The following is a 12,744-nucleotide window of genomic DNA, read 5'->3' as shown; positions in this document are numbered from 1 at the left end:
CTTTTTACCGAACAAACATACCAACAAGTTAACCCGCCAGTACAGAGACCAAGCAGAATGAAACCGATAGAGCTGATTGCCGCCACCCTGCCCCGCGAACGCCAACGCGCCGGGCTGTCCCTGTCGCAGCTGGCGAAACAGGCAGGGATTGCCAAATCAACCCTGTCACAGCTGGAATCAGGCGCAGGCAATCCCGCCCTTGAAACCCTCTGGGCCCTGGCCACGGCCCTGAACATCCCCGTCAGCCGCCTGATTGATGCGCCGCAGCCAACCACCCGGCTGATCCGCGCGGGCGAAGGCCCCAGGGCCCTCTCGTCAGAAGCCAACTATATCGCCACCCTGCTGTCCAGCTGTCCACCCTCGGCCCGGCGGGATATCTTCCGGGTCTGCGTCCAGCCGGGTCAGGCACGCGATTCCGCCCCCCACCCCGCCGGGACCATGGAACATGTCATCCTCTGCAGCGGCCGCGCCCTGGTCGGCCCGCTTGAGGCCCCGGTCGAACTGGCCCCCGGCGATTATTTCACCTACCCCGGCGACCGCCCCCACACCTTCAAAGCCCTCGCCCCGGATACCTCTGCCGTACTGATGATGGAAAGCATCTGAGCGTCAGGCCCATCAGATATTCCAGATCGGTCCGGCCAGTGTGGGCCTTGAGCTGTTCCGGAATATCACAGGGAGTTTACCAGGTTGATCGTAAAAACATTGCCCGCGAAGAATTAATCGTATCGAACTGGCTGCAAAGGCCAGGCAGCAACCTCACAACCGTTTGAGCTGGCCAATTCCCTCAGAAATACATTCCTGTCAAGTAACGCATTCCCTTCAATACCATCGGCGTTCTTGAAATCAGCCAGACCCGGCCATATCAAGCCCCCGACGATAATGTCCTGCGTATCGTCCGAGTTATTTTTAGAGATCTTGCTCGCCGCAACTTCAGTGTTTGTCTTGTATTCGGTCTGGATATCCTGACAAGTCAATGACTTGTCATCAGCCTGTTTTATGCTCACCACCTGTGGATCTCTTGTCTCGGCACAAGCTGCGACCAGCAACCCCGACAGAACCAGCGACACCACAACCAAACCTCGTACTCTCATCAATCGTCTCCACCTTAAAAACCAGCACGAAGAGGTAGCAAATTAAGATCATCTGCACAACCGATTCAAGATCTATCCACGATTATTTCAGAGTAACGGCCGACAAGAGCACCACGATAAGAATCAAGGCCATACAGCTGCCAGGCGCGGGGTATTTTTATGCTTCGCTGTACTGTGACACTGACCACAGCCCTGTTGTCATGGCTTCCCTTTATGCACCGCTATGCTATGACCGAGGCCCGATAACAGGCTGAAATACAATATAAAAGACCCGATTCATCAAAATAAAAACGGCTGGTTTACAGCGTTTTTTGATGAACCGGGTCCATTTTTTTCGTCATTTTCAAACGGATCATGGGCTGATTATCCCCCCATGCCGATAGACTTGAGGAATTCGGCTTCGGTCAGGCGCGGGTGGTCGCCGGCGAAGTTGTAGCTTTTGGGTTTGCTGTCGATATAGATTTCAGCTGCGAGCGAGAAGGCCTCCTGCTGGTCAAAGGCCCCGACCCAGACCACGTTCATGCCACCTTCCTTGAGGCGATAGAACAGGTGGGTGCCGCAGCTCTTGCAAAAACCGCGTTCGGCCCAGTCCGACGAAGCATAAACCGAGATATTCTCTTCGCCTTCAAAGCGAATGCTGCCGACATCCGTGGCCAGCGCCGGACCACCGCCCCATTTGCGACAGGTGCCGCAGTGGCAGGCACCGTGATCTGTGGTCACGTCGGTCGCCGTGAATTTGACAGCCCCGCAAAGGCACTTTCCGGTCATCTTCGCAACTTTTGCTTTTTCCTGCTGTGTCATTTTTTTCCCTCATTTGAAAAGTGAGCCGGGTATATAAGAATGCCGGGCATTAAACAGCGCGGTATTGGAAAAACCCGGAACCAAGTTCCTGTTCCCCCGATTTCCCGGCTTTTCGATTTTCCGGCTTTCCCGACCAGAACGTCCCCATGTTCCCAGCTATAATCCTGTAAAGAGGCTGCAGCATAGCCATCCCTGATGACAGTTTATGTCAGGAGAGCACACGCGGGAAGATCATTTTTTTATGACAACCATCAAGATACCCGCCCCGGATCAGGTTGTGGTTTTCGGGGGGCTTTCTGCAGCTGCTTCCCAGCCCAGCTCGCGGTCCAGTTCGGCCAGTTGCAGCCTGATCCCGCGCAGTTCGCTTTCGATTGCATCGGTAATCCCGCTCAACCCGGCACTGGTCAGCCTGGCGGCTTCGCGTTCAGCCTCCTGGCTGGTGTCGCGTTCGGGGTGGCCTGACTTCCCCTTTGTCCTGTAACGCTTGCCATAGACAATCGTGGCAAGATCATTGGGGATAAGGTGCTCTACTCCGTCGAGGTCAAAATAGTCCTTCGCAATTACCGGTGGCGGACAGTTTTCAGACTTGCAGAGAAGATCCAGCTCCTGCCGCAATTTGTCCTTGGCACCTTTTTGCATGAGCGAACAACCGAACAGACCAAGCAGGCAGAGCAAAAATCCGCCCGTCACGACAAATAACAGATCCTGGTATCGGCTTTCCCCCAGGGACAAAATGGACAGCAGCAGGATAAAAGCCCCGAACCCCAGTCCGATACGCAGCCTTGTCACCCCGCCGTCAAACCAGAAGCGGCCTGCACGCATACGATCGCGCAGGAAAATCAGGGGATAGAGCTGTTCCAGTTCGCGCCGATGCTGTTGCAGTTCACTTTTGTGGCGCACCACATCGCGCATCAGCTGACCACAGCGCTGGCAGGTTGCTTCCCACTGCTCCGCGACCCGCTGCCGGGTTTTGACCAGATATTCCTTGTCGGATAGGTCCGGAAAGTCACTTTGTTCCAGCTCCCCGACATAATGCCGGAATTCACGCAACTGCTCCATCATTGCGCTGGGGGAAACGGGTTGCCCGGAAAAAGAAGAAGATGAAGCAGCCATCATCTTTTCCCGACTGTCCAGCAGTTCGTTGATATGAAACAACGCCCCGCGATGTTCTTCCAGCAGGAGCAGAGCCTGTCGGTCGCGTTCCGCCTCGATTTCCTTCTTGCGGGCCTCGCTGTCGCGCTTGCGCCGTTCAGCCGCGTTTGTCCGGGCAGAAGCTGCCTTACGTAGTGCCGCCTGCTTCGCAATCAGGGAGAAGAGATCCCGCTTTGCCACAAAAAGAACCCTTTCACTTTGGCTGCGCTTTGCGATGACGCCCGCGCTTCTGAAATTATTCTAACATATTGCGCTCAAACAATTAATACGACAACTCTCCTTTTAATAACCAGCTTTATGGCAAGCGGTCCCAAGCAGAAACTTGCATTAGCGGGCGTCCAGTTTCCGATCCAGTGTTCTGTATTCCTGTTTCAACGCCATCAGCCTGTTTTTTGTGTCCACAATAATATCCATGAGCCAGGCCGCATCAAGAACTGCGCCCTGGCGTTCGGATAGTCCACTCGGCCCGTGTCGGACGGGCCACTTGCTAAAGACTATCGCGCCAATGTCTTCCCGCAGGGTTCGTATCATCCCCTCAAGATTAAATCGGTAGGCACGGATATCCGGCAGGGGATATCCGCCTTCATCACAGATATATTCCAGTTCGGCACGCAGACGCCTTGCCTTACTTTTCTGCAGTTGGATCAGCAAAATTAGCAACCCGAAAAACGTCAGGGAACCCGCGACGACCGGTTCGATAATAAAACCGGACGTACTATTTCCCCGCAACAACAGAAGCAGCAAGCATCCGCTGATTCCCAGAGCAAACTTGAGGAAGGTAATCTCGCGACCAAACCAGAAACGTTTGGCAGCCATCTGGTCACGCACATACATCAGGGGGTAAAGCTGCTTCAGCTCTGACAGCTTTTTCTGCAGCTCTCCGCTCTCCTCCACCGCCTCGGCAAGCCTCGGCCCATAGGTTGCGCTGGTCGCCTTCCATAGCCCGTTAACCCGCTGCCGGGTTTTCTCCAGATATTCCTTGTCAGAGAGATCCGGAAAGTCGCTTTGTTCCAGCCTCGCCAGATAATGTTTGAAGCTGTAGAGCTGCGACATCTCCTCGCTGGGCGTAAGTCCGGGGTGGTCATCTTCCTCCCACCCCTCCAGAAAGTTGTTGATCTCAAACAACGCCGCACGGTGACTTTCAAGCAGTTCACGGTTCAGGCGGTCCCTTTCCTGCTGAAGGGCCAGCTGCGAGACCTTCCAGTTGATCTTCTCAAGGTGATCATTCGTAATCCAGGCAGCCTCTGCCATGTCAATGACGGCATGATCCGCCATCAACCCAAGAAAATCCCGCTTTGCCACAAAAAGAACCCTTTCGATACCGCACACACATGATATGAGGCGAGCCAGCTCGCTTCTGCTTTCTAACATACTGCATCAAAACACTTAATACGACAAATTTCCTTTAAAAATTCAACCTTGAAAATGCCTGTGGATGCCCTGTCCAGAGCAAGCAGTATATACCCCCTCTCACTTTATTGTCTCTTTCTGATTGCATCCATGCCCCCTTACAAATCACGTTCCCGCAAATCACTCTCCCGACGCCTGATCCCCCCGCTCTGTGCCCTCTTCGCCATTGCCCTGATCATCCTTTTGAAGCAGATCTGGCAGGAAAGATCGGCCCATGATCTTTCCGCCCAGACCTCTGCTGCAGCGCTTGTCACATCCGGAACAGGGTCGCCGATACAGGTGCCCCCGAGACCGACATCAGGCGAACAGGCATCAGGTGAACAGGCATCAGGCGAATTACAAGCTGAAGAGCTGTCCGATCCCCCCGGCAGCCCCCCGTCCGAAATGGCTGGCCTGCCCCTGCCCGCTGCCCCTGCTGACCCGAACAGGGCACTGGCTGAACAAGTTCCGCTATGGCAACCTGAGAGCTGGCGCGAAGCCAAGAACGCTGCCGATGATGTCATCTTTCAGGATCGCCCGCGCAGTTTTTACTGTGGCTGCAGGTACAGCAGTGATGGTGACAGCGACGGATCTGGCAAGATCGACCCGGTTTCGATAGAGGGGGAATCCTGTGGCTATAAAATCCAGGACAAACACAAAAACCGTGCCGGTCGGGTCGAGTGGGAACATGTGGTTCCGGCTTCGCTGATGCCAGCGCGCAACTTTGACTGCTGGACCAAAGAGGCCGACGGCAAACGCGGTTCACGCAGTCGCTGCGAGAAAGAGTCACCCGCCGCCCAGGCCATGATCTTTGATCTGCACAACCTTGTGCCCGCCATCGGGCAGGTCAATGCCCTGCGCGGCAATGACCGCTATGGCGAACTCCCCGCCCAGACCTCTGACTTTGGCCGATGCGAGATCGAGGACACCAACAGCAGCTTTGCCCCGCCGCCTTGCAAACGCGGGGATGTCGCGCGGATCTGGCTCTATATGTCTGCCCGCCACGGGGTAGCGCTGATTGCAGGAGAAGCGGACCGGTTCGAACGCTGGAGCAAGGCCGATCCCGTCAGCCCGTGGGAACGGGGGCGCCATGACCGCGTCGCCCGGCTGACTGGCATCGAAAACCCCTTTGTCGCCCGCATCCCGCCCGATCCAGCGGGTGCCTGCTGGTGGGAAAATCCTGCTGTCCCGCTGGAAGCTGCACAAAGCAGTGTTCGATAAAGCTTTTAACCCCGATAAAACTCTTAACCCCGACAAAACTCTTAACAATGACTCTCGCCGGAATAAAAATCTTCCAAAGGTTGTGATCTCCCGCTAGGATTTCCAAAAACCAAGGGCCTCCTGTCCTCGAGATTCTTTCGGGATTATTCATGCTACCTCGCTTGTTGTTACGGCTTTGCACCCCGGCTCTCCTGTCCGGATTTCTGTTCCTGCTTCCTGTTGCCCCCGCCGTTGCCATTACCCAGCAAGAGGCCATGCAGGCCATGACCCAGGGTGACTTTGCCACGGCTTTTGTCTTTTTTCACGAACATGCCGAGGCCGGAAACCCGGCCGCCCAGTATCTTGTCGGCTATATGACGGAAAGAGGCACCGGAACTGAACAGAATCAGGAACAGGCAATTCACTGGTATCGGAAAGCCGCCGAACAGGGCAACCCCGATGCAAAGCAAAGTCTGGCGAGGCTCCAGCTTATGGAAGAAGCCTCCTCGAAAAGCATGACCCCGGACCAGAAACAGTTTGAGCAGACCCTGAAAAAAGCCCAGGCAGGCGACGCTGGATCCCAGTTTGAACTGGCAGGTCTCTATCACAAGGGCATCGGCACCGACCGGGATATCCCGGTCGCTTTTGAATGGTATCTTCGCGCTGCGGCACAGGGCTATGACGAAGCCCAATACGTTCTCGGCAAAGCATATCTGGCCGGGGAAGAGGTCCCTGCCGATCCAGCAACGGGCATTCGCTACCTCGCGGCAGCTGCCATACAGGATCACATACCTTCCCTGTTTTATCTTGGCAATCAATATCTTAATGGAAACGACAACACATATGCCCTCGTCAGACAGGATACCGACAAGGGCATCCAACTGCTGACCCGTGCAGCAGATCTGGGCAGTTCGGATGCCCAGTTTAACCTCGGCATCCACTACGGCGACAAAAGGAATAAAGACCATGATCTTGCAACGTCCCTGAAATGGCATTTGCTGACAGCGGAACAGGGCAATGAAATTGCCATGCATGAACTGGGCAGGCTCTATCTTAAAAGGAACACCGAATTTCACAGCCCAGATCTGTCTTTCCAATGGTTCAAGCGCTCGGCAGATCTGGACTTCGACATGGCTTTCTACCCCCTGGGCCTGATGTATCAGGAAGGGATCGGCACTCCAAAGGATTCTGGCCTCGCCAGTTTCTGGCTCGAAAAAGGCGCGAAGGCTGATGACCGGGACGCACAATACTTTCTCGCGACCCTGCACCTGAACGGTGAAGGGGTCGAACAGGACTATGAAAAAGCCGTACGATGGTTCAAGGCCGCCGCACAGCAAGACCTGGTAAAAGCCCAATACGAACTCGCCTTGCTATATGAAAAGGGATTGGGCACAGCGCCGGACCCAAAACAGGCTGTGGCATGGATGAAACGGGCGGCAGAACAGGACCATGAACCCGCCCTCCTCGATTTGGCGCGATACTATGAAGAAGGCCTGCTCGTCCCCCGGGATGACCGCATCGCGCAGGACTGGTTCCGCAGAGCAGAAAAGCTCGGCAGTGCTGAAGGAGCCAGACATAATACCCGGATAGAAGAACAGTTCGCCAGAAAGGCACACGAGAAAAAGACCCAGGCCGCAGCTGAACAACCCTCAGGCGAACTGCCTCCCGCAACCGGGGACACAGACGAAAAGCTTGGCTTTTTCGACGCCCTGGAACGGGCGATCGCTGCGCGCAAAAGAACTGGTTCACAAAACCAGAGCCTGTTCCAGAAGCTGTTTGGCCCGGATGAAGATGAAGATGCGGCTGAATATAATGACGCACCGGGCAAAGATGACAGCTCAACAGGGGAACAGGGCACCAGCGAGTATTCTACCCGACAGGAGCAGTTAAGCCCCGATATTAGTCAGGAAGCCGGGCCGGATAGTGGACCAGATAGTGAGAATAATACAGGACAAATTGCCAGCAGCCCCCCTGCCAACACGACCAAACAACAAGAGACCTTTGACAAATCACAGGTTCCTTTCCCGAAACGCAAACCTGAAATTACTGTCACCCCGCTTCAGAGACTGTTGCGTGCCGCAGAAGGAGGAGACCCTGAAGCCCAGTTTATTGTCTCAACGCGATATTTCGATGGAGAAGGCGTGAAGCGGGATACAGACAAAGCCACTTACTGGCTTGGAAAATCTGCCGAACAGGGCTACCAACCTGCTCTTGACCTGATCGGGCTAATTCTGAGTGAACAGGTAAACCCTTATCAAGACCCGCCTCAGCCGACAGAGGAATCATCTCGCCAGTCCTCAGGATTTGACGCGGAACAGAAATCGAAAGATCACCTGGACAGTGCTACCCCGAAAACACCGGAGGATTTTCTGAATGTGGGTCGCGCCTACTATCACGACAGCGATCTGGTCAATGCCTTTGTTATGATCAAGATCGCGGCAGAAGACGGGCATGAAGATGCCCAGTTCCTGCTCAGCCGGATGTATCAGGAAGGTCAGGGTACGCCCCAGGACAGCAGCCAAGCTTTCTTCTGGATCAGGAAAGCTGCAGAACAGGGCAGCGCTACCTATCAGTACTTTCTTGGCCATAGTTATGAAAACGGCAGTGGCACAGCCGCCAACAGAAGCGAAGCCTTGAAATGGTTCAGAAAAGCAGCGGATCAAAACCTGCCGGAAGCCCAGTTCGCCCTTGGCTATCTGTATATCAACAGAATCACTCCCCCGGATTTCGCTGAAGGATTTCACTGGACACTGGCTGCTGCAAAACAAAGCCTGCCCGAAGCAGAGTACCAAATGGGCGAGATCTTTCAGAAAGGTCTGGGACGCCCCGGCGATTTACAGGAAGCGACTTACTGGTACGGCCAGTCGGCTGACCATGGCTTGGAAGCGGCACAAAAACGTCTTGATGAAATCAAGGCCCTTCTTGAATCCCGCAAGAAAACAAACTAGAGGAAATCCATAAAAATGAACATGGTAAACCCAAAGGTTGATGCCCTTTTGCAAAGTCCCAAATGGCAGGAAGAACGCAAGGCCTTGAGAACAATCGTGCTTGATTGTGATCTGGTCGAAAACGTGAAGTGGGGCAAGCTATGTTACACCTTTCAGAAAAATAACGTCGTTATGATATTTGCCCTCAAAGACCATTGTACGCTGGGGTTTTTAAAAGGTTCCCTGCTCAAGGATCGCGATGCCCTTCTCATCAGACCGGGAGAGAATTCACAGGCAATGCGCTGGTTCAAGTTTACCAGTGTTCAGGAGATAACAGAGAAACAAGCCATCCTGAAAGCCTATATTCATGAAGCCATTGAATTGGAAAAATCGGGACAGGAAGTCGATTTCAAAGAGAAAAATGAACTCGTATTTCCCGAAGAGTTTCAAACGAGACTGGAAGAAAACCCTGCCCTGAAAAAAGCCTTTACAGCTTTAACTCCCGGACGGCAAAGAGCCTACAACCTCCATTTTTCAGGTGCCAAACAGTCCCGGACCCGTATGGCGAGAATTGAAAAATCCATACCGGCAATTCTCGACGGCAAGGGGTTAAACGATCGGTAGCTCCCCCTGCCGTTCCTCCGTGAAAGGCTTTCTCTGGTTACGACAGCACAGAGCCTTTTCTACATACAGTCCCGGACAATCGAGTGTTCAAAGCTGCGTTCAAAGATCAGCTCTTCTGCCTCATAGGCCCGCAGATCAATGGTGATGTCATAGCTGTCGGCCTGCAGGGTCATGGCGACGACGCTTTCGAAGCGGATCGACCAGTCGCTGGTCCCGCCCTCTTTCTCCCTGACTTCTTTCTCCCGGGCTTCTGATTCCCGGGCCTCAGTTTTCTGTCGCGACATCCAGCAGGTCCAGGCCGAGCGCCCGGTTGCGCCCAAGGGATCATCCGGGCAGATGCTCCAGCAGTCCTCGCGCAGGTGACGGTCGCGCAGGCCGTGCGGCTGTTCGCTCTCGCCTGTGTCCTCAACCACATGATATTCGCTGCGGTTGTTGGCCAGATCGCGGCGGACCCAGCGCTCGACCTTGCCCGGCGTGTTCATTTGATATTGTGGTACCGGCACCGACGCATCAGGTTTTGGCATATCGGTTTCATCTATCGTTCCCGGCAGGGCAGCAGCGGCGTTCTTGCGGATCGGCAAGGTCACAACCGCCCCGGCCCCACATTCTATTGTCGCAGTGACGTGAAACGGCGATGGCATGATCATTGGCCAGTAGGCTGTGGAGATCGAAATACGGATGCGGTGTCCGGGCAGGAAGCGATAACCCGCATCATCCAGCGAAATCTCTACCCGCTCGGCCTGTCCCGGTATCATCGGCTCGGGTTGTTCCTGGCTCTGGCGATGGGCAAGATTGAGCAGACCAAAACTCACCCGCTGCGCGACCCCGTCAGGATGGACATCAACCAACCGGACCGCCAGATTGCCCAGCGGTGCATCGATTGCCACGTCAAGCGCCATCCGGACCTGCCCGAGGATTTCAAGTGGTGCCTCAAGCGGTTGCGTCTCAAACACCAGCGATCCCGCGTCATCACCGCGCTGATCGCCCGGCATTTCTGAATCAGGCTTGAGGGTAAAGATCTCGCCACAGGCTGTCCCGGTGTCTTGCGGCGAACAGATCGACAGCAGGGTTTCCCCGCTCGCAGCAGGCCCAAGACTGCCATCCCCGTTGAGATACCAGCTCCGCTGTTCAATATCCGGCGAGGGCCAGGACTGTTCCGCGACCCAGCGTCCCTCCTCAACTTCGCGCCAGGTGCCCGGGCGCACGTTCTGCGAAATATAGGCGCGGTAATCCGGCAGATCCTCGGCCCCGTTTTGCGCGTCTTTGAGCCAGCGGTCCCACCAGCGCAGCGCTTCCTTGTGAAAGTCGGCGCGCGGATGGGGATAGGCAAAATGCGGATACTTGTGGATCCAGGGGCCGTTGATCGCCTTGGTCACCGCCGTAAAGTTCGCAGCCGCATCCGGCGGTGCATTGCGATAGGCATCGGCCCAGCCGGAAATCACCAGACAAGGCGCAGTGATGGCGGCATAGTCCTGCCCGACCGACCCGCGTTTCCAGAAATCATCAAACCGCTGATGCGCCAGCCACCCCGCAAGGATCGGCGTTGCGCCTTCCAGCCGTTCCAGCCACTTATCCCGCCAGTGCGACCCCACCAGTGCCGGATCAGGCGGACGGTTGGCAAAACACTGCATCACCCCGGCCCAGCCGAGGTTGCTGTAGAGATGGCAACCGTTCTTGTAATGGATGTCACAGTTATAACGATCCGTGGTCGACCCGATAGAGATCACAGCCTTGAGCGCTTCCGGCCGCAATGCCGCAATCTGCAGTGCATTAAACCCGCCCCAGGAAATCCCCATCATCCCGACCTTGCCGCTGCACCAATGTTGCGCAGCAATCCAGTTGATCACCTCAACCCCGTCTGCCAGCTCCCGCGGCGAGTATTCGTCATCGAACACGCCGTCACTTTCCCCGGTGCCACAGATATCCACCCGGACCCCGGCATAACCGGCAAGGGCAAAAATCGGGTAGTTGCTTTCATCTCGCGGCGCGGTGCCATCGCGCTTGCGATAGGGCAGATATTCGAGAATGGCCGGAACCGTCCCGCCCTCTTCCAGAGCAACCCGTGGCATCCAGACCCGGGCCGAAAGCCTGCGTCCATCCTTCAGACCAATCCAGATGTTCTCCCACTCGACAAAACCATCGTGTTCGATCACCTCTCCTGCCAGATGAGTTACCGCCATATTAGCCTTCTCGGGATGATCATGTCCGGGCACCACATTTTCCTTGCCTGATAAATATCCGACACGCCGCAACAGACGTTCAGAACATTATAATTCACCATAGGATCAAAAACTTATCAGCAGGGATCGTCAAGAAAATACCATTCGATATTTACAGGAAAGGAACAACCTGCCGGAAAACGTCCTTCACAGGGCAGGAAAGTACCGCCTCTCTGATTGTGTTCCCCCAAAACAAATAAACTTCCTATTTCCTGCTATCATAGATACAGTCTTGCAGAATAATGATCTCGGATGCTTTTCGTCTTCGCAGATAAAGCAGCTGCTTGAGAAGAATACAACAGAATGGCTATACTCTCGGGGATACAGCCATAACTGTACATAGTGGGGGAATTCATGAAACGTTTCGGGCCTGTTCTTGCCTTGTCTGTTTACACAGCCTTATCTTTCATTTCGACGTCTGGCATTTCCAGCCCGGCCCTTGCCGATGATTACAGTGATGCTGTCCAGGCCTATCAGCGTGGGGACTATGAAGACGCGTTCGAGCTGTACAGTGCTGCCGCCGAAGCAGGCTCGGCACCGGCCCAGTTCAACCTCGGACGTATGTATCGTCAGGGATACGGCACCCGGAAGAATTCCGAGCAGGCTTTTGTCTGGGTCAAACGGGCGGCTGATCAGGGCTATGTAATTGCCCAGGAACGGCTGGGGGATCTCTACGCCCTGGGTCAGGGACGCCCGCTGGATTACGTCGAGGCCTACAAATGGTATGGCCGGGCTGCTGAACAGGGACTGGCCCGGGCCCAGTACAAATTTGGCTTCATGCACGCAGACGGCCAGGGTACGGAACAGGATTACGATCAGGCTTTCTTCTGGTATCTCAAGGCGGCAGAACAGGGATTTGCCGAGGCACAATACGCCCTTGCCGTGGCATACAACACCGGGCTAGGCGCTGCTGAAAATGCCAAATCGGCCCTGCCGTGGTACGAAAAGGCGGCTCAAAAAGGCGTAACGGACGCCCAGTACGACCTCGCCAGCCTTTATGATAAAGGACGTGGCACCAGTGCAGACCCGGCCCAGGCATTCTTCTGGTACGCAAAAGCCGGGGCAAAAAGCGACCCCCAGGCCCTCGCGGCTCTTGCGCGTCTCTACTTTGAGGGGCGGGGTGTTAGCCAGGATCTGGTACAGGCCCACAGCCATGCGGCACTAGCGCTGGAGTATGGCGTCCACGATGAAGAAGGGATCACCGCCCTGCTTGAGAAAATCTCGAGCGAAATGAACGAGAACGAGATCCTACAGGCCAACAAGCTTACAGCGGAATGGATTACCAGGCGTAACAACCAGTAAACCGTTCTGGTCCGAACAAAGCAGAACAAAGCAGAGAGA

Annotated in this window: 10 protein-coding genes; 5 read left to right on the top strand and 5 right to left on the bottom strand. The window is 55.1% G+C overall.

Annotated features, from left to right (window positions below; genetic code table 11):
• Nucleotides 1-57 precede the first annotated feature (57 nt).
• On the top strand, nucleotides 58-603 hold the full coding sequence (locus tag O4H49_RS02615) for a helix-turn-helix domain-containing protein (protein WP_269421855.1): 546 nt from the start codon (nucleotides 58-60) through the stop codon (nucleotides 601-603).
• A 113-nt stretch (nucleotides 604-716) separates the two neighbouring features.
• Here O4H49_RS02615 and O4H49_RS02610 read toward each other — a convergent pair whose 3' ends face one another.
• From O4H49_RS02610 to O4H49_RS02595, 4 genes are all read right to left on the bottom strand, one after another.
• Entirely contained in the window at nucleotides 717-1,091 is a 375-nt protein-coding gene (locus O4H49_RS02610) for a hypothetical protein (RefSeq protein ID WP_269421854.1), read from the bottom strand.
• A 363-nt stretch (nucleotides 1,092-1,454) separates the two neighbouring features.
• Nucleotides 1,455-1,892, bottom strand: coding sequence for a GFA family protein (locus O4H49_RS02605; RefSeq protein WP_269421853.1), 438 nt, complete (start codon nucleotides 1,890-1,892; stop codon nucleotides 1,455-1,457).
• Nucleotides 1,893-2,162: 270 nt separating this feature from the next.
• A complete protein-coding gene (locus tag O4H49_RS02600) occupies nucleotides 2,163-3,224 on the bottom strand; it encodes a hypothetical protein (protein WP_269421852.1) in 1,062 nt (353 codons plus the stop codon).
• A gap of 147 nt (nucleotides 3,225-3,371) precedes the next feature.
• On the bottom strand, nucleotides 3,372-4,346 hold the full coding sequence (locus O4H49_RS02595; RefSeq protein WP_269421851.1) for a hypothetical protein: 975 nt from the start codon (nucleotides 4,344-4,346) through the stop codon (nucleotides 3,372-3,374).
• Between the two features lie 198 nt (nucleotides 4,347-4,544).
• Here O4H49_RS02595 and O4H49_RS02590 point away from each other — a divergent pair, with 198 nt between their 5' ends.
• From O4H49_RS02590 to O4H49_RS02580, 3 genes are all read left to right on the top strand, one after another.
• On the top strand, nucleotides 4,545-5,654 hold the full coding sequence (locus O4H49_RS02590) for an endonuclease (protein WP_269421850.1): 1,110 nt from the start codon (nucleotides 4,545-4,547) through the stop codon (nucleotides 5,652-5,654).
• A gap of 149 nt (nucleotides 5,655-5,803) precedes the next feature.
• Nucleotides 5,804-8,581, top strand: coding sequence for an SEL1-like repeat protein (locus O4H49_RS02585; protein WP_269421849.1), 2,778 nt, complete (start codon nucleotides 5,804-5,806; stop codon nucleotides 8,579-8,581).
• Between the two features lie 15 nt (nucleotides 8,582-8,596).
• The gene (locus O4H49_RS02580; protein ID WP_269421848.1) at nucleotides 8,597-9,184 is read left to right on the top strand and encodes a YdeI/OmpD-associated family protein; all 588 of its coding nucleotides are present in this window, start codon (nucleotides 8,597-8,599) and stop codon (nucleotides 9,182-9,184) included.
• Nucleotides 9,185-9,243: 59 nt separating this feature from the next.
• Here the strand turns inward: O4H49_RS02580 and O4H49_RS02575 are convergent, their stop codons facing one another.
• Complete coding sequence (locus O4H49_RS02575) at nucleotides 9,244-11,397, bottom strand: CocE/NonD family hydrolase (RefSeq protein WP_269421847.1); 2,154 nt, start codon at nucleotides 11,395-11,397, stop codon at nucleotides 9,244-9,246.
• Nucleotides 11,398-11,757: 360 nt separating this feature from the next.
• On the opposite strand from O4H49_RS02575, the gene O4H49_RS02570 reads away from it, so the two are divergent.
• Nucleotides 11,758-12,705: a tetratricopeptide repeat protein gene (locus O4H49_RS02570; protein WP_269421846.1), complete on the top strand. Its 948-nt coding sequence runs from the start codon at nucleotides 11,758-11,760 to the stop codon at nucleotides 12,703-12,705.
• The last annotated feature ends 39 nt before the right edge of the window (nucleotides 12,706-12,744 follow it).

The organism is Kiloniella laminariae (assembly GCF_027214005.1).
Classification (GTDB): domain Bacteria; phylum Pseudomonadota; class Alphaproteobacteria; order Kiloniellales; family Kiloniellaceae; genus Kiloniella; species Kiloniella laminariae_A.
This window is presented reverse-complemented; position numbering and strand designations above follow the sequence as displayed.